The sequence below is a fragment of the Sphaerochaeta associata genome (assembly GCF_022869165.1).
Lineage (GTDB): Bacteria > Spirochaetota > Spirochaetia > Sphaerochaetales > Sphaerochaetaceae > Sphaerochaeta > Sphaerochaeta associata.
This window is the reverse complement of record NZ_CP094929.1, coordinates 2349978-2370879: the sequence shown is the minus strand read 5'-3', so window position 1 is coordinate 2370879 and position 20902 is coordinate 2349978. Positions and strand designations below refer to the sequence as shown.

The following is a 20902-nucleotide window of genomic DNA, read 5'->3' as shown; positions in this document are numbered from 1 at the left end:
ATGCTAGAGAATGTAAAGAAACCTGTAATTCGATTTGCTGAATTTGATGATGCTTGGGAACAGCGTAAGTTGGGAAAAATTGCTGACTTCAATCCTAATTCTGTTTTGCCAGATAGCTTTGAGTATGTAGACCTGGAATCGGTTGTTGGTACTGACATGATAAGTCATCGAACAGAAAAACGTGAATCCGCACCATCTCGGGCACAACGTCTTGCAAAACAGGGCGATGTATTTTATCAGACTGTCAGGCCATATCAGAGAAACAACTATCTCTTTGAATTACCTTATGATAACTTCGTCTTTTCCACTGGCTATGCTCAGATGAGGCCGCATATTGACAGCCGGTTTCTGTTTAGCCGGATACAAGAAGATAGATTTGTGAAAAATGTTTTGGATAGATGTACCGGTACGAGCTATCCTGCAATCAATGCAAGCGATTTGGCTGAGATTGAGATCCGAGTTCCTCTTGATAGAGCAGAGCAGGAACGTATTGGAATCACTTTCAAAAACCTAGACAATCTTATCACCCTTCATCAGCGTAAGTGTGACAAACTGGTTTCGGTCAAGAAAGCCATGCTTGAGAAAATGTTCCCCAAAAACGGTTCAAATGTTCCTGAAATAAGATTCGGTGGTTTTACTGACCCTTGGGAACAGCGTAAGTGGTCAGATACTGTTGATATTTCAACAGAAATGGTTGATCCAAAATGTGGTGACTATGATGATTTGCCTCATGTCGCACCTGGGAATATTGAGTCCTTTACTGGTCGTGTATTTGATAATGTGAAGACCGTAAAAGAAGAGAATTTAATAAGCGGAAAGTTTCATTTCTATGATGGAGATATCATATATGGAAAAATCAACCCACAGCTAGGAAAGTACGCATTCATGAGGTTTGAAGGGCTTACAAGTGCAGATGCTTATGTTTTAAATTCAAAAAATGGGCTTGATCAAAAGTTCCTTTTTGCCTTAATTCAGTCAGACTATTTTTACCGTTACACCGTATCCGTTTCTAAGCGCTCAGGTATGCCCAAGATCAACAGAGATGAGCTGAATTCTTTTACATATAATTCACCCATTACCGTTGAGCAAAAAAGAATTGGGGAATTATTTCTATCTATTGATAACCTTATCACCCTTCATCATCGAAAACTTGAAAAGCTCACGAATGTAAAAAAATCAATGCTCGATAAAATGTTTATATAAAGGTGGTTATAAATATGCCTCAAGCTACTACAGTATTCACGAAGGAATCCGAATTTGAAGAGGCTCTCATAGAAGTCCTTTCCCGGAAAGGATGGGAACATCAAGTAATCAAGCATCCAACTGAGAAAGATCTGGTTGAGAACTGGCGACGTATTCTTAATAACAACAATATGATTCGTGATAGGCTTAATGGCTACCCACTGACCGATAGTGAGATGCAGCAGATACTGGAACAAATCGTGGCTTTGAGAACTCCTCTCAGGCTGAATGGTTTCATCAACGGCAAGACCGTCTCCATCAAGCGAGACAACCCGAATGATATAGAGCACCTTGGAAAGGAAATTAGCCTCAAAATATATGACCGCAACGAGATTGCAGCTGGACAAAGCAGGTATCAAATAGCACAACAACCAGACCTTCCCTCATGTGAGGCCGTCGCTAATGATCGAAGGGGTGATTTGATGTTGTTGATTAACGGGATGCCCGTGATCCATATCGAATTGAAGAAGAGCGGTATCTCAGTCAGTCAAGCGTACAACCAGATTGAAAAGTATGCATACGAGGGAGTTTTTTCAGGACTCTTCTCGCTTATACAGGTATTTGTAGCTATGGAGCCGAACGAGACGGTTTACTTCGCAAATCCGGGTCCTGAAGGGAATTTTGTCAAAGACTATTACTTTCACTGGGCGGATTTCAATAATGAGCCGATCAATGGATGGCAAGATATTGCATCTTCGCTCCTCTCAATACCGATGGCGCATCAGCTGATTGGCTTCTATACTGTGGCCGATGGCTCCGACGGCATTCTCAAGGTAATGCGGAGCTACCAGTATTATGCAGCTAGCGCGATCTCGGATCGCGTCTCGAAAGCCCTCTGGGATGGAAGAGAAATGCGGGGCGGGTACATTTGGCATACAACAGGATCCGGGAAGACCATGACAAGCTTCAAGTCTGCCCAGCTGATAGCCAACTCCAAGGATGCCGATAAGGTAGTGTTCCTCATGGACAGGATTGAACTTGGAACCCAATCACTCAAGGAATACCGAGCATTCGCAAACGAAACTGAGGATGTCCAAGCAACAGAGGATACCTATGTTCTAATATCGAGATTGAAAAGTACTGATCCCGCTGACACACTCATAGTCACATCGATACAGAAGATGAGCAGGATCAATGATGATGGAATCGGTGCCAGGGACTTGGCCAAGATCAACTCCAAGAGGATGGTGATCATCGTGGACGAAGCGCATCGTTCCACTTTTGGGCAGATGCTCCTGACTATAAAGCAAACCTTTCCTAGGGCAATGTTCTTCGGGTTTACAGGTACTCCGATTCTCGACGATAACCAAAAAAAGAAAAGCACTACGTCTACAGTATTTGGGGATGAACTTCACAGATATAGTATTGCAGACGGGATACGTGATCGGAATGTCCTTGGGTTTGATCCATACAAGGTGCTTACGTTTAGGGATAAGGACCTGAGGAAATCCGTTGCATTGGATAAAGCAAAAGCAGCAACAGAAGCTGAGGCGGTGATGAATCCAAAGAAAAGCAGGATCTATTACCATTACATGAACAATGTTCCCATGGTGGGCTATTTAACTGCGGACGGAAGACGAATCAAGGGGATCGAGGACTACATTCCCCAATCGCAATATCTTTCCAGCGAACATCAGAAAACAGTAGTCACAGATATTCTTGAAAATTGGCTAACCTTAAGTCATGGGTATAAGTTTCATGCGATCTTTGCGACCAGTAGTATAAACGAGGCAATCACCTACTACAAGCTGTTGAAGCCGGCGGGATCATATGTGAAAGTGACCTGTCTTTTCGATCCTGGGATAGATAATAACGGGGGGTCTGAATTCAAGGAGGAGGGTCTTATTGAGATCGTAAGGGACTACAATGCTCGATACGGCCAAGACTTTACCCTTTCCAATTATGGTAAGTTTAAAAAGGATATTGCAAACAGGCTAGCCCACAAGGATCCTTATCGGTTGATAGAACGGACCCCTGAGAAGCAGATTGACATCTTGATCGTTGTGGATCAGATGCTTACGGGGTTTGATTCCAAATGGTTGAACACCTTGTACCTTGACAAGGTGTTGAAGTACGAGAATATCATCCAGGCATTTTCTCGGACTAACCGGATATTCGGTCAAGACAAGCCTTTTGGGACTATCAGATACTACAGGCAACCCCACACGATGGGAAAGAATATTGAGAAGGCAGTGAAACTGTATTCTGGTGACAGACCTTTCGATCTTTTCGTCGAAAAGCTGGATATGAACTTGGAGAAGCTGAATTCTATTTATGCAGAGATTTCCGATCTTTTCATCCAAGCCGGAATTCCAGATCGTGAAAAGCTCCCTGACAGCAATTCTGAGAAGGCGAAGTTTGCATCTCTTTTCAAGAAATTGAATGATTACCTTGAAGCTGCAAGAGTACAGGGATTCGTGTGGGAAAAATCCATATATTCCTTCGGCGAGGGTGATGACAAGAAAACTCTTAGGGTGGCGTTCAATGAAAATGAATATCTCATACTTGCACAACGATACAAGGAACTTTTCAATGGTGATGGCGGTGGGGGAGGAATCCCTGATGAGATTCCCTATCCGATAGACGGAAACCTTACGGAAATTGATACCGGAAGGATTGATAGGGAATACATGGATTCACGGTTCGAGAAGTATCTAAAAGCTCTCAACCTAGGCGATGAGAAAGAGAAGCAGAAAACACTGGACGACCTTCACAAGTCATTTGCCGCACTTACGCAGGAAGAACAAAAGTATGCAGCTCTTTTTTTGCACGATGTCCAAAGAGGGAGCGTTATTATCGAGACAGGGAAATCATTTAGGGATTATGTAGTTGAATACCAGGCAAGGATCAAGAACGATCAGATACACAAGCTAGCTTCGGTATTCGGTTTGGATGAGAGAAAGTTGAGGAGACTTATGAAGCCCCGAACGACAGCAATAAATATCAATGAGTATGGACGATTCGAGGATTTGAAAAGCACTGTAGATAGGACGAAAGCAAGAATATATTTCGAAAGTGAGGAAAAAACAAAAATCAAGGAGTACAGAGTCAATGCGAAAATTGACAAGCTCCTGAGGGAGTTTATCATTAAAGGTGGGTTTGAAGTTTGATTAGTATTTCGACTTAAAAAACATAAAAAAGTCTCATTTCCGGATTTTGCGCTACATAATGATAGAGAACAAACAAAGGTGATTGCTGAAGTTTACTGTAAGATATGTGTATAACATGGTCTTGGCTAGAATGAAATTACATTCAGTGAAGAAAAAACGAAGACGATGTTGTGGCAGTATTTTAGGGTTAAATTTGGGATTGCCTTTATAATTACTGGAAGGGAATAAAATCACCTCTATAAACATTTCTGTGTTAAAATCTTGTATGGGTTTTCCACAACCCGTGATGATTGAAAGGAGAAGCCTCGGATCTGCTGGAAGAAATAGTTTTCTAACTCGGAACGTGTAATGCCCGACAAGTCTCCTCGCAATATGGTGGTGTATCCGTATTTAGGTTCTTCATCCTTGCTCTACAGCGATATGACGATACATTGGTAGATTTCTGGATTTTTAAGGAACCCAATTTCTAAAAGGCTGTCGTACGCGTATAGAAGAAGGAGTCGTAGCATGATTGACAAAGTTCACTTGGAAACTGTACTAGAGAAGTATAAACAGGATTTCGCAACCACCCAATGGACTGATGAGAAATATAAATGGGAAGCTGTGAAATGTTTCCAAGACAATTGGGAGGTGAACTCAGTAGATTTTGCCTCCATGCTGACAAACTCGCTTGCCAAGACAGAGAACCTGCTCGCCTCAATGAACTTTCTTCCCTCCAACATGATTAAAGAGTTTGCTGTTCGGGCTCCTGAGGAAGTTCGGGCAATGTTCATTGCACTGTTCGATGAAAACGAAGAAGTCTTTGAGCGCATTGAAGCTTTTAAAACACAATCTGCCATCCTGCTTGAAAAATATGGAGAAGGAGCGAAGCAACATTATCAGAATGAAAACGCAATAAGTACGTATTTATGGCTCAGGTATCCGGACAAGTACTACATCTATAAATTTGGAGAGATGAAGACTGTAGCCCACGAGTTGTCCAGTGACTACCGATTCAAAAAAGGTGCATATGCCGACAATATTCGAAACAGCATTCTGCTGTATAACGAAATCTGCAACGAACTGCATAAAGACAAGGAATTGGTAGATCTTCTTGAGAAGCACTTGACTCCCAGTTGCTATCCGGATCCAGAATTAAAGACGTTGACCATCGATGTTGGTTTCTACATCAGCCGCTATTATTCAAAGAAGGATTTGATCTCAGATGATTCATGGATCCCCGTAGAGTACTCACCAGAAATTTCAATGGAAAAATGGATTGAGCTTCTCAATGACAAAGAGATCTTTACCCCTAGCAGTCTTGAGATCATGAAGAGGTTTAAGGATTACGGTGGTATGGCAACATGCACTCAACTTGAGACTAAATATGGAGAGAATAAAAATTTCTACAATAGCGGGTCGGTCTCCCTCGCTCGTCGTATAGCCGAAAAAACAGGCTGTCCTCACAGGAAAGACGACCATGAGAACTTACGCTGGTGGCCGATACTCTATGTTGGCCGTCAAGCAAGTAAAGATGATCAAGGCAGTTTTGTGTGGAAACTTAGGGATGAACTAGCCGTTGCCCTGGATAAAGTCGATTTGAGCAAGGTAGCATTATATGCTACCCCGCCTGATGGGAAAGATATACACGGCTATTGGTGGTTGAATGCAAATCCCAAGATCTGGAGTTTCTCAGATATCGCTGTGGGGGAGGAACAGTCATATACACTCTATAACGACAACGGAAATAAACGTCGTATTTTTCAGAACTTCTTGGATGCCAAAGCAGGAGATCAAATCATTGGGTATGAATCCAATCCGATCAAGAAGATTGTTGCGCTCGGGAAGGTTGTCGCTGAGCAGGATGGTGAGAAGATCTATTTTGAAAAGATCGAAGGCCTTTCCGTACCGATTGACTACCAAACATTAAAAGAGTGTCCCGAGCTTGAGAGGATGGAATATTTCAGGAATCCGCAGGGTAGCCTTTTCAAGCTCACCAACGGGGAATTTGATTTCATAATGGATCTTATACGTGAGGAGAATCCGGTTGCTGCAAAGGACCATGTCGAGGCCTATGGGAAAAATGACTTTCTGAAGGAAGTATACATGCCAGAAAACCGATACGATACACTGGTAGCAGTCTTGAAGAACAAGCAGAACATCATACTCCAAGGCCCCCCAGGAGTGGGTAAGACTTTCGCTGCAAAGCGTCTTGCGTATTCTATCATCGGAGAGAAGGACGATACCCGAATCGAGTTTGTACAGTTCCACCAAAGCTACTCATACGAAGATTTCATGATGGGATATAAGCCGGTGGAGGACAAATTTGAGCTGAAGTTTGGGATTTTTTACCGATTCTGCCAGAAGGCCGCCAACCAACCTAACAAAGAGTTTTTCTTCATTATAGACGAAATTAACCGGGGGAATTTAAGCAAGATTTTCGGAGAGCTCCTCATGTTGTTAGAGCGTGATTACCGGGGGGCTAAGGTGACGCTAGCGTATAACGGGATGTCATTCTTTGTTCCAAAGAATCTGTATATCATCGGCATGATGAATACGGCCGATCGTAGTCTCGCTATGATCGATTACGCCCTTCGCCGTCGTTTCAGCTTCTTTGAACTTGAACCGGGATTTGATTCGGATGGTTTTTTACGGTATCGGGATTCCTTAGATGAAGAGACTCTCAATGAGTTATTGGCCAGGGTGAAGGAATTGAATAAGGAAATCTCGCTGGACAAATCACTGGGCAAAGGATTCTGCATCGGCCACAGCTATTTCTGCGGTCAGAATGAATTTTCTGAAGAGTGGCTTGAATCAGTAGTCAAGTTTGAAATCCTTCCCATGCTGAGTGAATACTGGTTCGATGATCCCAATAAACTGCAGCGGTGGGAGAGTCTGCTGCTCGGTGTGTTCCAATGAAGAAATATGGGAATGTCTTTATCAAGAATATCTACTATATGCTGTCCTACGCATTCACCGCGTTGCATCAGGAAAACTTTGAGGACATCGCTAAGGAAGAATTCGACAACATCCATAATCTGTTTGCTTCCATCTTGGCAAAGGGTATCGGACTCCAATTGAAGCAGGGGTTGTATCGGGAGTATCAGAATTTCACAGAAGATCTGGCAGTGATGCGTGGAAAGATCGACATGCCAGGAACTGTCCGAAACAAGGTTGAACACAAACAGGTGTTGACCTGCGAATACGATGAGCTGACTGAGAACAACCAACTCAACCAAATCCTGAAAACTACCGTTATGATCCTCCTGCGTCATGCCAATGTAGAGACAACATACAAGGATGAGCTGAAAAAGGAGATGTTGTTCTTCTCGAATGTGGACACCATCGAGCCATCATCGATACGGTGGTTTGACCTAAGGTTCCATCGCAACAACAACACCTACCGGATGCTGATAGGTCTCTGCCAGTTCATCCTCGAGGGCATGCTCCTGTCAACTGATCAGGGAGCATACAAGTTGGCCTCATACGTGGATCAACAGAAAATGTTCCAGTTATATGAAAAATTCATCCTTGAGTATTACAGCAAGAAATACCCTCGATTAAAAGCGAGCGCCTCTCAAATTCCCTGGGCACTCGATGACGGATTCGAAACCATGCTCCCGAAAATGAAAAGCGATATTACACTGTCGCACGAAGATAAGATTCTTATCATCGATGCCAAGTTTTGGGCACAATCCACCCAGTCCCAATATGATAAGCATACCATCCATTCCGGCAACCTTTATCAGATATTTACGTATGTGAAGAACAAGACTGCAAGTATTGGCGACAAACCTTACGAAGTGGCCGGAATGCTTCTATATGCAAAGACGGATGAAATGATCCAGCCGGATGCTGGGTACCGCATGAGTGGGAACAAAATCAGTGTGAAGACGTTAGATTTGAACAGCGAATTCCAAGTTATCGCTAACCAGCTAAATGCAATTGTGGAGGAATACTTCGGGGTAGCATGAATTAAGTATTGATGTTGGAAACATCGATTTTACTTAAGCGAAAGACCCCGATTTACCTATTCGTTTTCATCAGGAGTCAATAGAATGGGAAAAGTAAATTCGTTCCTAACAAGTCAGCAACCAGAGTTATTTGAAAATGTTTCCTCAACATCATCTATTGTTAAGTCATGGAATGAAGGCTTGGTTTTGCGTGAGGAGAGTCTGAGTGATAGTGAACATCCAATTAAGGGGCTAAGGACACCACAGATAGGTGCTATCTGTGCAATAAAAGCTCATTGGTCTATCAATGACAATAAGCCAGCAATAATTGTAATGCCCACAGGCTCAGGAAAAACCGATACAATGATTGCCTGCATGATTTGGGAATCCTTAGAACATGTTCTAGTTGTTGTACCAACTGCGTTATTACGATCTCAAATAGCGAGTAAATTTGAGGATTTAGGAATCTTAAGCCGATACGGATTACTAAAAGGAGGTGTAATAAAACCCAACGTATTCGAGCTGAAAAATTGGCCAGTTTCACACCAGAAATGTTTTGAAATATTTAGGAACAACAATGTGGTTGTAACTACAGTTGCGATGATCTCGAAAAAAAAGCAGGAGGAATTCCATGATTTGATTAGTGAGTATGACGCAGTCTTTTTTGATGAAGCACATCATACCACAGCTCCGACATGGACAAAGATCAGGAATGCCTTCGCTGGGAAAAGAATCCTCCAATTCACAGCAACCCCATTCAGACGAGATGAAAAACTTATTCTTGGGAAAATTATCTATAATTACCCGCTATCACACGCAATGAGGGATGGCATATTCACAAAGATTCATTTTCATCCAATAGATGAATATGATCGAAACAGTGCTGATAAGAAAATAGCAAAAAAAGCCCTTTCATTGCTACGCTCTGACCGTGAAGCTGGAAAAGATCATATGCTGCTAGTTCGAGCAAACACAATTGATAGAGCGAATTTTCTATATGATCAATTCTATAACATTACTGAAGACTCCGATTTATTTCCTGTACTTGTCACTTCAGATCGAAAAAAATTGAAACCCAAACATGCGATGGAGTTGATTGCTCAAAAGCAAGCAAAAATAATTGTATCTGTTGACATGTTCGGGGAAGGTATAGATTTACCAAATTTAAAAATTGCTGCATTACATGATCAGTACAAGTCATTGCCAATTACCCTGCAGTTTATAGGTAGAATCACAAGAAGTGAGGCAAATTTAGGAGAAGCTAAATTTGTAGCAAATTTAGGAGACGAAACGTTCATTCCTGCTTTGCAAAAATTATATATTGAGAATGCAGATTGGAATAAAGTTCTTCCAGAATTATCTAGATATGCTGTTCTGAGGAGAACCTCTTTTCAGGAACTAGTTGAACGGTTCGTGAAAAACGAAGATGAGGAGTTAGAATTAACGCATCTACTATCCATATTTAAACCAACTGTAAGCATGCGAGTATTTGGATATTCGGATGATTCCACAATTAATATTAATAATTGGGGAGTTGTTCTAAAAGGCGATCCAGCGGTTTACGTTACAAATGATGAGAATCTGCTAATCTCGTTTTCCAAAGAGTCCATGCGAATAAATTGGATGTCGGGGCCAGAGTGTACAGATATTCGATGGGGCTATAGCTTGGTATATATCGATCGTACACGTAAGTTGTGTTATGTTAACTCTTCAGAACATGGAATAAATGAATTTGACCTTGCAAAAGCTATAGTACCATCAAGGTATACCATAGACCCTGAATTCAATTTTAGAGTATTTGGTGGAATGAAGCGCTTGTTATTATCGAATGTTGGTTTGAAGAAGATGATGGGGAATAGAAGCATTACTTATCAATCTTTTATTGGAAGTAATGTGGAAGATGGCCTCTCATACATATTGAGACATTCAAGTCAAAAGTCCAACCTATTTGGAACCGGTTATGAGGGTTGCGGTCCAGAAACAATAGGAGCCGCCGCAAAAGGAAGGATTTGGTCTTTTAAACAAGATAATCTGGATAATTTTTTAAGATGGGCTGAGCAATGTGGTGAAAAATTAACAGATTCAAGTATCTCGGTTGAATCAATACTGAAGGGTGTTTTGAAACCAAAGAAAATTGAAGAACTCCCTCCGATTGGTATAATTTGTGTTGAACAAAACTCTGATTTGATTTCTGAGAAGGGAGAATCTCAATACAGTGTGATTCTTGACAATCAAGAGATTGATATCTTTGACACAGAACTTAAGCCTGAACTGGAGGATGGGTATAATCAATATCATCTTATTATTTCAATGCTTATCGGGAGAAACAGAGCAAAGGTACCTCTTAAAATGACTCTAGACAATTCAGGTTTCAGATTTGAAAGGTTAGAATTATTAACTGATATTAAAATAAAGAAAGGAAATTATATTTCGAGTATTGAGGCTTTATTGAATGATAACCCACCATCAATCATTTTTGCTGATTTTAGCTTTCTGATTGGGGCATATTATGTGCCGATTGAAGAAATCTCTAGTGAGATAGAACTTGATGAAGATTATCTAGAAGTCTGGAATTGGGATGGAGTGAATATTAGAAGTGAATCATATATTCCAGAAAAGAATAATATTGATTCTGTTCAATATAAAGTTCTCGAAATAGAAAAAGACTTATGGGATGTCTTGTACCTTGATGATGGATGCGGAGAAATTGCAGATATTGTTGCTTTGAAAGATACTGATGACTCCATTAGAGCATGCTTTTATCATTGCAAATACAGTAGTGAGGATATGCCAGGGGCTAGGAAAAAAGATTTATACGAATTATGTGGTCAAGCCCGACTTTCTGCTAAGTGGAAGAATGCATCAACGAATTTACTAAAACAATTATTGAGGAGGAGTAAGGGAAAAGAGAATAGGTTTATAAAGGGGTCAAGTAATGACTTTAGAACCATGAAGAGGTCGCTCATTGATAAGAGCCTTGATTTGTCAATTATTCTCGTCCAGCCAGGTGTGAGTAAGACGAAAATATCTATCCAGATGAAAAATATGCTTATAGCAACCCAATCTTATTTGATGGACACAAATAGTATTGAATCAAGACTCATCTGTTCGTTATGAATAGGCTCGCGACCCGTTTGAGGTCCACCGATCACTCAACCATCACCTCCCAATCATCCATGAGCGCCGTTTCAAGCGCATTCAGAAACTGAAGGCAAAACGCTCCAACATTGAGATCGATGAGCACTGCACGGGAACAAGATCCGTAAGAGCACCCACTACAGCTCCAAGAAGGCCGTGAGTAGGGCGAAGAAAACCACCAAACCCGAAAACTAATTGGCATAAGAATCAACGGTATTGTTGAGGATACGAGTGTGCGTACGTGGGGTATAAATTGACGAAATTGAGTAGTCTAAATTATTAAAAAAAGCTGAAAATCTGGAAAAAATCCAGAATATTAAGTGTTTACAAAATAAACACTTGCATAGGGTAATCTTGTATTATGGGCAGGTTGTCATTGATGAAGTATAGTCTAAATAAAATTATACAATGTAAAGGATTGGGTATTTTACACAATTGCTGCCATTGAATATTGCAGGGGTTTTCTGATTCAATATCATCGAAGTTGAAATTATTATGTCATTGACTAAAATCACAACTAATGAGTTTGCGGTATGGGGGCAAGTCCTGCAGGAGGCTTTTCACCCCTGTCTTCCCCTTAGAATACAGTCACCCATCCTGTAAGATCCTAGTCATGCTATTAGCCTACCGACCACAAAAGATTTCTTCAGTGATGATATTGAATATCTCACACTAATTCTAAATGAGCGACGATCACTATACCGTTTTGGGTTCATGGAAAACAGTGATATACTATCCTGAAAGTAAACCAACCCAATACTGGTAAAGAGCCATACATGAAAGAACGTATAGAAACATATACCTTGCCGATTTTGAAAGAAATTGAGAACGAGGATGGTCAAGATCAAGCGCAATACGAAGGTTCTGGTGTGTTATACACTCATGAGGGGCAGTCCTATATTCTCACTGCTTACCATGTTCTAGAGGAATTTGGGACTGAGTGGGGATTTCATATACCATCTGGCGAAGAAATGATTAATATCAATGGAAACCTTACGTATAATAAAAATTTGGACATTGCAATTTTTAAGATCGATGAATCAGATGTGTGCAAATTTAAAAACTATAAGTTTATTACCAGGAACATGATTGCGTTTCCAAACCTCAAAGAAATAGAGGAAGTTTTCCTTTTGGGGTACCCTTCTTCCAGATCCCATTTTGTTCCTAAAAGTAGTGAAGTAAAATATACCTTATTATATGGCAAAGCAAAATTGAACAATACAATGAAGTATGATGCTAGACGCATTAATCAAATCAAGATATTTATTAGATACCCTGAAGATTGGAGCGATAGTAATATTCCACATCCAAGTGGAATGAGCGGTTCAGGAGTGTGGCTTACTGATAATAATCGACTAAAATTAATTGGAATAAATAATTATTTTGATGGAACTAGTACAATTGAAGCAATGAAAATTCAAGTGTACATGAAAGTGCTTGAGGATATTACAAACAAGAACTAAGTTTTCTTGAAATTGTATTTTCTCTAATAAGCCATTACTGCATGGTAGGAATGAATGGAGACTACTGGAGGTGCGGACGAAAAGTTAGGCTTTTCTGAGATGCTACCCCAAATGTCTTTCGATACCTAAGAGGGGCTTTCACATACTCGAAATACTACTGACAAAAAAAATATAATTTTAAATTTCTTGCAGAGATTTGAAAAACACTATTTTTCCCTTTCTGTTGTGGTTTCGTAAACTACGTTAGGTGCATACAAGCGTTTTGGAGTGAATCTAATAAAATCCAAATGAAAAGTAGCTCCCAAACCATCTGCTCGTCTTATTCGTACCCATTTGTCTGACAAATCCTCTTCAATAAAACTAATTGGCAAATTTGGTTCAAATTCGGACTCGTCAATTTTCAAGTTATCTATCTCATGTAAAAAATAATCATTAGAATAGATTCTGATTGTTTTTATTTTCTCTGCAAATTTTTTATTACAAAAAATTACAAAAGTGGCATCATTCAAGTCAATCATTGAGATTGTAGGGCGCAACCTGATAAAGCTTCCAGTTTCGTAAGTTATAAACAATCCACCTAATTCAGCTACACCTATACCAGAACCATTTCTCTCTAATTCAAGATTAAGATTTTCTTCATTGGTGGTTTCTATCCATTGCCAAGTATTGATGGAATCTTTTATTCCTCTCCCTTTTTTCAAGCAAGCACTATTGCTGGAATCCAATGAAGCATCTGATGAACCAAATTTTAACCCAGCAATCTTCAACTTCGGTTCAATCATCATTAAACTGCAGAACACCCTATAATTCCCAAATTCCTCTGCTGCATACTTCCGTTTCAATTCAAACCCGATTGAAAAATAAATAAGGGGTGTCTTGGATTCTTCTAAGAACAGGATTCTATTGAGTTTCGTATCCATTTCACTGAATCTATTGGAAATCATTGTTTGAATATCATCACCCCATCGATTAAAAAAGGCTTGTTGTTCTGTGTCGGATAATTTAAGTCCAAGATATTGATAACGAGCAGCAAGACCATCAGGACTGTCCAAGGCAATCCGAATTCTCTCTCTGTCATAAATATCGCAATGAGTAATTCCTGCATCCTTTGCATGTTTTTCAAGTTTCTCTTTCTCGCCAACGGTGAATATAATATTGGTGAAGAAAACAAATATTTTCAGGTCCTTGCATTCTTCTTTTGCACCTGTAAGGTCCGATTTGAATTTATTTTGAATTTTTGTTTTTTGACTTCTTGAATCATTCGCTCCATTTACAAATCCAACAGCCCCAAATGCAACTTGTTCTCCTTTGTAAATTGCTTGGATGTCACGATTGCCATCGCGTCCACCTTTTGGTTGTCTCGGTCTTATGTCTGAGTAGGACCTATCAGTTTGTAATACAGCAAGACACAATTGCTCTCTTCCTTGCTGATAAGTATCAAGATAACTTCTTAGCCTATCTTCGGTTTCATAGGGCATTTTACGGCTCCGTCTAAAGTCTTAATGAAAAGTATAGACTCTGATGAACAATATCGCAAATGAGTACTTTCAGAAAATGTGATTTTTATTCAGAAACGCTTGCATAATATTGATGTAAAATACTGACCGGGAGTTCCGTAGGCTTCTCACTTTTCCACAGAAATCGCTGAATGATACGTCCAGAGCGATTTCCCGAAATAGGGTAACAGGTAGGCAATCCACAGCCCTAGTTCTTTTCAATGGATTATTCGCGATTGATTGTGACAAACTTCTACAAGATGAGGGATGAAGATTGTTAGTGGCTGTTTATCACCACAATATGCAGAAATCAAATCTATCTTAATTTTTCTTGTAGACAGCAAAAAACTATCCTTCTCCCTCGATCCATGATATACAGAACAGATCATGCCCGACGAGAAAAGAAAACCCATCATACATGTCATACCAGCCAAGCGACATTTCAAGCGTCTCCGGGTTGCCTTGTACTGTCGTGTTAGCACGCAGAAGGAGCGACAGCTTCATAGTCTTTCAGCCCAGATGGACTTCGAGAAGGAGGACATCCTGGATAATCCCGCTTGGGAATATGTCGGTACCTATATCGATATCAAGTCTGGTAGGACCATCAGCACGCGTCCTGGCTTCCAGAGCCTGCTGGCCGACTGTGAGGCGGGGAAGATTGATATGATCTACACCAAGTCCATCAGCCGGTTCGGACGCAACTGTGTGGATTTTCTGGTGACGCTTCGGAGGCTCAAGGAACTGAAGGTGGATGTCTTTTTCTACAATGAGCAGATCCACCTCCTCAGCCAGGCAGGGGAGTTGCTGCTCACACTCCATGCAGGCATAGCCCAGGCCGAGAGTGAGAACAAGAGCGAGAACATCAAATGGGGGCTTCGAAGAAGTACCATGGATCCTGACTCCCCGGCATTCTCCCGCAGGTGTTATGGGTATGATCGTAATGAGGAGGAAGGACTCATCCTCAACATTGCTGAAGCCAGAATAGTCCTGAAGATCTTTGACTGGTACGAGCAAGGCTGGAGTATCGTGAGGATCAAGAAGGAACTGGAATCCTTGAAGGTTCCTACACCAACGGGCAAGAAGAAATGGCCGGTGAAGACAATCGAGAATATCCTCACCAATGAGAAATATACCGGTACCTCAGTCTACGGGGAAACCGAGTCCGCTGATTTTCCTTCAACCAAGAGAAGCGTTCGTGACCCCTTCGAGGTCCATCGGTCACGCAACCATCACATCCCCATCATCCATGAACGACAGTTCAAACGCGTGCAGAAACTGAAGGCAAAGCGCTCCAACATCGAGGTTGATGAGCACGGGAACAAGGTCAGAAAGAGCACCCATTACAGCTCGAAGAAAGCTGTGAAAAAAGCAAACAAAACCCCTGAACCCCAAAACTAAATGGCATATTAATCAACGGTATTGTTGAAAATACGAGTGTACGTATCTTTGGTAAAAATTGACGAAATTGAGTAGTCTAAATTAATAAAAAATCCTGAAAAACTGGTAAAATAACGAAAAAATAAGTGTTTACAAAACAAATACTTGCATAGGGTAATCTTGTATCATGGGCAAGTTGTCATTGATGATTTATAGGTTAAATATCTTTATCCAATGCAATGAAATATTCCGTTATATGTTTTATAGAGGATTGGCTGTGCTATTGTAGTGTTTATTATAAACCAGTTTAATACCATAAACAGGGCATAGAAGACAACCTAACAGTTCATGGGAATGCCATAGTTTTCAATGTTAAGACCGTGTGTTCATTTGACTCAGCACATATAGTCAAAAGAGTGATTAGACTCCCAGGGTTTATCTTGCATGATGTCAAAGAACTCCTTTGACCCTTCTTCTACAAAGCAAGATTTAACCAACTCATGTTGAAATCTGCCATTTTCTAGAGTCACACAGGACACAAACCACGGTTTAAGAGCCTGATCATTCACATCTCTTGTTCTAATAATAAGTTTTCTATTAAAAATGGTAGATTCAACAGTAATATACTTCGTGATTGATGTTTCTAAAAAGACAGTTCCGTACTGGAGCTTTTTTTGATAGTTTTCCAAGGATCTCTCTTCGTTGTCGGAAGGACAGCATGGATAGACTTTATCCACCTTTCTATGTTCCATGGTATCTTCTTTAGGAGGAAGATATCTTGTTTGATAAACCCATTCTCCAATTATGCCTCGTTTTTTTGAAGGCCCAATCTTTGAATTCAAAGCCCAATTCATAAGATTTTGATAGCAGTTCCGGCTTTCCTCAGAGTTCACCTTTCTCATCCAAGCTATATTTTTCGACACCTTATAGTTTTCCAGTATTTTGGGATTTTGAATTATCTCGTCAATGGTAAGTCCTGTTAGCATCTCCAGATTTCTACAAGTTATTGGGTTTAGAAAGACATTCTCAAATCTCGTAACCCATCGCAGATTTCCCGGAGTATTATCTTGCCGATTTGTATTGATGTGATCCACAACGTAATTACTATCTTTGGGACTTCCAAGAAAAGCAGTAGCAATAATTCTATGAATTGGGATGCTGCTAAATTTGAGATAACCAGTTGTTTTATCTCCAACTCCAAATGTCCACTTATTGTCTAACTTTCTTTTCCGATAGTTTTTCTTCGAAAGACGCATAACAGCGCCATTGTCTCGGACAATATACTTCTCACCTTTAAATTCACATTCACGTTCGTTGACATAGGTATCCACAGTAATCATTTAATTACCTCCAATCGTTTAGGAATTTTTTATCTGTGATGTCGTTGTTTAGTTATCTGGCATAACGCATATATTCGTCTACCAATGCCTTTGCCATACTTTCTATACTTGGTTTACGAGTGGCATTGAACGACAACATGTCATTCTTATCAGCCTCTGTGGAGAGTCCAATCTTCAATGTGGTTATGTTGGCATCAAGTCGCACCAAATTTCCAACCGCATCGAACTTAGCAACTCCTCCACCATATTCATATGTGTTAAAATTTTCTATACCGATTTCTAGAATAAATGTTGCTTGGGACTGTAAAACGGCATTATAAAAGGCCTCATACTCATTCTCTGCAGCATCAACCAAATCGAATTGATCTGTGGTTAAAAATACATTGATATTCCGTTTCTCAAATTCATTCTTCACGGATTCTTCAACAATCCTATTCCATAGAAAGTTATTCGCATTACTCAAAATCCAAACAGGGTCTGTTTTTCTATATCCTTGTGAATTGATATTTGACGAGGCTGCATAGGTAGTATATTCCTGGGCAAACACAAAATTCGCCAACAAGAGAGCAATAATGACTGTAACCGCTTTCTTAAATCTCATGATTCGGCTCCTTAATACTTTTGAATGTAATGTATTGATTGATAATGCTTTTCGGAACATCTATTGTTTTGTACCCAGCATCCTGCCAAGATTTACAATGCTGATGTTGTCCATTGGTGTTGTTTGCCCAAAATGATGTATATTTATAAGCACTTGCAGGAAGAGAAAACCCTAAGCATTGCTCAATATCAAAGAAGGTTAATGTTATCTCTTCTTCTTTTCTACCGTTCAATCTATCAAATAAAGGCTTGTACTTTTTAAGTTCGGATGAATTCTTTAATACATTTCCATTTTCAGCCATAAAACACCTGATTGCACTGTCTGCGGATTCATCAATAAAGACTGTATCTGCACTTGCTCCGGCGGATTCATATAGTCTGGCAAGGATTTCGTAGAGCGCAGGACCAGGGGAATTGACTATAACAACATTTGTTTTCTTCTCTCTGTTTTCCACCCATAATGAATAACCAGGACATTCCTCATTAACTGACTCCAATTCAAAAATATAGAAGGAAATTTCGTTGTTATACTGAACAAGGTAGCTGCCAACGACCTCATCTTCCGAGACCAGCTTCTCATCATTCCTCTTCCATAAAAGTTGGCTAGTATCGGTTAAATACAATAGTGTTTCACTAAATAAATACAGTCTCTTCTTATCTTCATTAGCGAACTTGGTAAAATCCGAATAGATTAATGAATCAATAGATACTTTGAACTTTGTTGAAGTCTCGACGAGCAAGTCAATTAATGGCATGGAGGATAAAGAATCTTCTTTGGACAGGCGAGAAACATATCCAGGAGAGACTCCTGCATCATTTTCCAGAGCACCAATCTTATAGTCATACCATTTAGTTAAAATTCTAATATTGCTTGAAATTCTTTTCTTGAAATCCTTGATATCCATCTCAAACTCCTTATTTGAAGAATATTTATACTTGTAGTAAGTTTCAATTCAAATTTTATGAATAACATTTAATTTTGAAAATTTCAAATAAACTTTATCTAATATTTCAAATGAGATGTTTTTGATTATGAGATCTATAAGATGATATCATGTGTGTTTTTGCTAATTTATTTTAGTGATGAATAATCTAATTTAAACTATCTATTAGAATGTAATAGTCTATTTAGATAAATCCGAGATGGATAATACTTGTTTGGCTTCTGTAGAATTCTGTTGGATTTGAAAATTTGAAGAATTGAGGAAAACGTTAGTCGTGTAATAGTTTACAATACTCTTTTTAGATGCTGCAATTCCAATTTCCTTATCCGAAAATGAAAAGTCGATACCGAGAATCCCGTTAGATTCCAGCAACAATGTCCAATCGATGATTACGTTCCGGGCGTCTTCGAGAATCTGAAATAGACAATTCACCGGATATTTGACTGAATAGCTAAAATCACATGGAGTGGTGCTAATACTGTTAAGTATCTTCTGTGCATCTGGCGTAAATGTGTAGCGGAATATGCTGGATTTCTCAGTTTTAAGATAGGAGGTTATCTTGGGAATTCCTAAATAGATGATACAACTATCAAGTCTTTTTAATAGTTCTGCATCATCTATATATGTCGGACAATAACCACGATATGGATTAAAAAACTCGATAGTTCCACCAGATATGTGTCGATATCTCGGAATGGTTTCTGCTAGGTCAGTTGAAGTGTATCCTCCTACCTCCTTTGTCGCCCATTCAGTGAGATCTTCAAGGCCTAATTTATAAGCAATAATTTTTGCCTTTCTCAATAGGCCTACGATGTCAGAGGAATTGTCCAATGCTTCCCTCTGAAGCTCCAGCACTATTCCTTTGTTATCCATTTGTTTCTCCTAAATTATCTTTGAAATCTGATCTACTACCATTGCAGACAATGCAGAAGTTCCGCATGTAAAAATAAGATTTTTAATGAAGGAAAGGACAGGTTTGATTTTTTCTTTAGGATCTTTTCTTTGTATAGCAGATTCAAGGTCATCCTTGGCCTTTTCAAACTCGCTCAATCGTTCAGCTGGAATCTCATTTTTTAACTTATCGCACTTAAGAAGTTCGAGGATAAGTTCAATCTGCTCATAGTCCAAGCCGTTCTTGATGTTCATAACTTGTGATGAATTATGAGTGTTTTGTTGAACCTGTAAATTTGCAACCCCAGAATAAGTGTTGTTGATGATGCTCGGAGTGTAGCCTTGAATATTTTCAGCCTTGTGTTTGATGATTTTCCTGACTTTGGTTTGGAAGTGGGCGGGGATTGTGCTCAAGCCTTCAGTAAATCCAGTTTTAAGAATCTCGTATCGCTCAGATCTGCCATTAGGAAGCATTTTCTCGATGATATCCCCTTCCTCAAAAATCAGTTTTATGTCCTCAATCAAGAACATATTGTCAGCAAAAACAGCCTTAATATTTTGGTACAGTACTTCACCGTCTCTATTGGTTATTGAAATATTTGATTTTGGAAAGTTTGAAAGCATTTTTATCCTCTTCTGATCTTGGATCATCTCGTGAAAATTCGATTCACCTGATTTTACAGCCTACTCATGTCAAGAAGAACAACCAGCGAGAATTTCCTGATAGACAGATTCACAATCGGGGAAAATATCTTGCCTCACGATTTGTAATGAATTTTTTTGCAAAATGCAGATTTCCATTTGTCCTCCAATGCCAACTTTATCCGGATGCATATCGCCAAGATTGTCATCATACTCTTTTAGCTTTAACAGGAGAGAAGCAAGGACGTCCTGATCAATATTTCCTTCAATAAATTTGGAAAGTTCCTTAATCGAATTAAAAGCGTCTTGAGGTTTTACCCCAATGGAATATTGCAGCTCTTCACTAGCGAAATTGTTGGTAGACCTATAGGCATATCCATAGAATTTGCCATCAATCTCGCTTAACCCAAATTGATAAAGTGTAGTAGGCTCATCGGTTGCATTCTCAATTTCCATAAAGGCTTTTATTGACAACTCGGTAAGCCGGTTTAGTTGAACAATTCCGTATGCAACAATGCTTGATTCAATGTATTCAAACCACTTGAGTATGGGTTGGAAGTTTCCAGTTCCGCATAGTATAGAATTCATATGCATGAGAGGGAAAATCTTCGATAAAAATTTAAACGGTTTTAGTCCAGCTTCTGTGTATTTCGAACTCAAGGTGTCCATCGCTAATACAACTTGGGTTTCTTGTAGAATATAAACTAATGCTGACATATCTTCATCT

14 protein-coding genes are annotated in these 20902 nt (G+C 39.7%); 7 read left to right on the top strand and 7 right to left on the bottom strand.

Annotated elements, in window-relative coordinates; translation table 11 throughout:
- The 6 genes from MUG09_RS10950 (at position 1) to MUG09_RS10925 (ending at position 12885) form a co-directional block, all read left to right on the top strand.
- The gene (locus tag MUG09_RS10950) at positions 1–1203 is read left to right on the top strand and encodes a restriction endonuclease subunit S (RefSeq protein ID WP_244771466.1); all 1203 of its coding nucleotides are present in this window, start codon (positions 1–3) and stop codon (positions 1201–1203) included.
- Positions 1204–1217: 14 nt separating this feature from the next.
- Complete coding sequence (locus MUG09_RS10945; protein WP_244771465.1) at positions 1218–4352, top strand: type I restriction endonuclease subunit R; 3135 nt, start codon at positions 1218–1220, stop codon at positions 4350–4352.
- A 507-nt stretch (positions 4353–4859) separates the two neighbouring features.
- Positions 4860–7250, top strand: a complete 2391-nt coding sequence (locus tag MUG09_RS10940) for an AAA family ATPase (RefSeq protein WP_244771464.1) — start codon at positions 4860–4862, stop codon at positions 7248–7250.
- The gene (mcrC, locus tag MUG09_RS10935) at positions 7247–8305 is read left to right on the top strand and encodes a 5-methylcytosine-specific restriction endonuclease system specificity protein McrC (protein WP_244771463.1); all 1059 of its coding nucleotides are present in this window, start codon (positions 7247–7249) and stop codon (positions 8303–8305) included. Before MUG09_RS10940 ends, mcrC begins: the two co-directional genes overlap by 4 nt.
- Before the next feature lie 84 nt (positions 8306–8389).
- Entirely contained in the window at positions 8390–11401 is a 3012-nt protein-coding gene (locus MUG09_RS10930; RefSeq protein WP_244771462.1) for a DEAD/DEAH box helicase, read from the top strand.
- 797 nt (positions 11402–12198) lie between these two features.
- Positions 12199–12885, top strand: a complete 687-nt coding sequence (locus MUG09_RS10925) for a S1 family peptidase (RefSeq protein WP_244771461.1) — start codon at positions 12199–12201, stop codon at positions 12883–12885.
- A gap of 206 nt (positions 12886–13091) precedes the next feature.
- Here the strand turns inward: MUG09_RS10925 and MUG09_RS10920 are convergent, their stop codons facing one another.
- Positions 13092–14363: a hypothetical protein gene (locus tag MUG09_RS10920; RefSeq protein ID WP_244771460.1), complete on the bottom strand. Its 1272-nt coding sequence runs from the start codon at positions 14361–14363 to the stop codon at positions 13092–13094.
- Positions 14364–14768: 405 nt separating this feature from the next.
- On the opposite strand from MUG09_RS10920, the gene MUG09_RS10915 reads away from it, so the two are divergent.
- Positions 14769–15779: a recombinase family protein gene (locus MUG09_RS10915; protein ID WP_244771459.1), complete on the top strand. Its 1011-nt coding sequence runs from the start codon at positions 14769–14771 to the stop codon at positions 15777–15779.
- Between the two features lie 374 nt (positions 15780–16153).
- Here MUG09_RS10915 and MUG09_RS10910 read toward each other — a convergent pair whose 3' ends face one another.
- The 6 genes from MUG09_RS10910 to MUG09_RS10885 form a co-directional block, all read right to left on the bottom strand.
- Positions 16154–17098 carry an HNH endonuclease signature motif containing protein gene (locus tag MUG09_RS10910; protein WP_244771458.1) on the bottom strand — a complete coding sequence of 315 codons (945 nt, stop codon included), beginning with the start codon at positions 17096–17098 and terminating at the stop codon, positions 16154–16156.
- A 52-nt stretch (positions 17099–17150) separates the two neighbouring features.
- Complete coding sequence (locus MUG09_RS10905) at positions 17151–17699, bottom strand: hypothetical protein (RefSeq protein WP_244771457.1); 549 nt, start codon at positions 17697–17699, stop codon at positions 17151–17153.
- On the bottom strand, positions 17689–18603 hold the full coding sequence (locus MUG09_RS10900; protein ID WP_244771456.1) for a DUF7662 domain-containing protein: 915 nt from the start codon (positions 18601–18603) through the stop codon (positions 17689–17691). The genes MUG09_RS10905 and MUG09_RS10900 overlap by 11 nt, the downstream gene beginning before the upstream one ends.
- 219 nt (positions 18604–18822) lie before the next feature.
- Complete coding sequence (locus tag MUG09_RS10895) at positions 18823–19515, bottom strand: AbiTii domain-containing protein (protein WP_244771455.1); 693 nt, start codon at positions 19513–19515, stop codon at positions 18823–18825.
- Positions 19516–19524: 9 nt separating this feature from the next.
- Entirely contained in the window at positions 19525–20184 is a 660-nt protein-coding gene (locus tag MUG09_RS10890) for a hypothetical protein (protein ID WP_244771454.1), read from the bottom strand.
- Between the two features lie 42 nt (positions 20185–20226).
- A complete protein-coding gene (locus MUG09_RS10885) occupies positions 20227–20892 on the bottom strand; it encodes a hypothetical protein (RefSeq protein ID WP_244771453.1) in 666 nt (221 codons plus the stop codon).
- Between the last annotated feature and the right edge of the window lie 10 nt (positions 20893–20902).

Coding starts and splice junctions, on each gene's coding strand:
- MUG09_RS10950 (WP_244771466.1), top strand. CDS start 1: ATGCTAGAGAATGTAAAGAAACCTGTAATTCGATTTGCTGAATTTGAT.
- MUG09_RS10945 (WP_244771465.1), top strand. CDS start 1,218: ATGCCTCAAGCTACTACAGTATTCACGAAGGAATCCGAATTTGAAGAG.
- MUG09_RS10940 (WP_244771464.1), top strand. CDS start 4,860: ATGATTGACAAAGTTCACTTGGAAACTGTACTAGAGAAGTATAAACAG.
- mcrC (WP_244771463.1), top strand. CDS start 7,247: ATGAAGAAATATGGGAATGTCTTTATCAAGAATATCTACTATATGCTG.
- MUG09_RS10930 (WP_244771462.1), top strand. CDS start 8,390: ATGGGAAAAGTAAATTCGTTCCTAACAAGTCAGCAACCAGAGTTATTT.
- MUG09_RS10925 (WP_244771461.1), top strand. CDS start 12,199: ATGAAAGAACGTATAGAAACATATACCTTGCCGATTTTGAAAGAAATT.
- MUG09_RS10920 (WP_244771460.1), bottom strand. CDS start 14,363: ATGCCCTATGAAACCGAAGATAGGCTAAGAAGTTATCTTGATACTTAT.
- MUG09_RS10915 (WP_244771459.1), top strand. CDS start 14,769: ATGCCCGACGAGAAAAGAAAACCCATCATACATGTCATACCAGCCAAG.
- MUG09_RS10910 (WP_244771458.1), bottom strand. CDS start 17,098: ATGATTACTGTGGATACCTATGTCAACGAACGTGAATGTGAATTTAAA.
- MUG09_RS10905 (WP_244771457.1), bottom strand. CDS start 17,699: ATGAGATTTAAGAAAGCGGTTACAGTCATTATTGCTCTCTTGTTGGCG.
- MUG09_RS10900 (WP_244771456.1), bottom strand. CDS start 18,603: ATGGATATCAAGGATTTCAAGAAAAGAATTTCAAGCAATATTAGAATT.
- MUG09_RS10895 (WP_244771455.1), bottom strand. CDS start 19,515: ATGGATAACAAAGGAATAGTGCTGGAGCTTCAGAGGGAAGCATTGGAC.
- MUG09_RS10890 (WP_244771454.1), bottom strand. CDS start 20,184: ATGATCCAAGATCAGAAGAGGATAAAAATGCTTTCAAACTTTCCAAAA.
- MUG09_RS10885 (WP_244771453.1), bottom strand. CDS start 20,892: ATGTCAGCATTAGTTTATATTCTACAAGAAACCCAAGTTGTATTAGCG.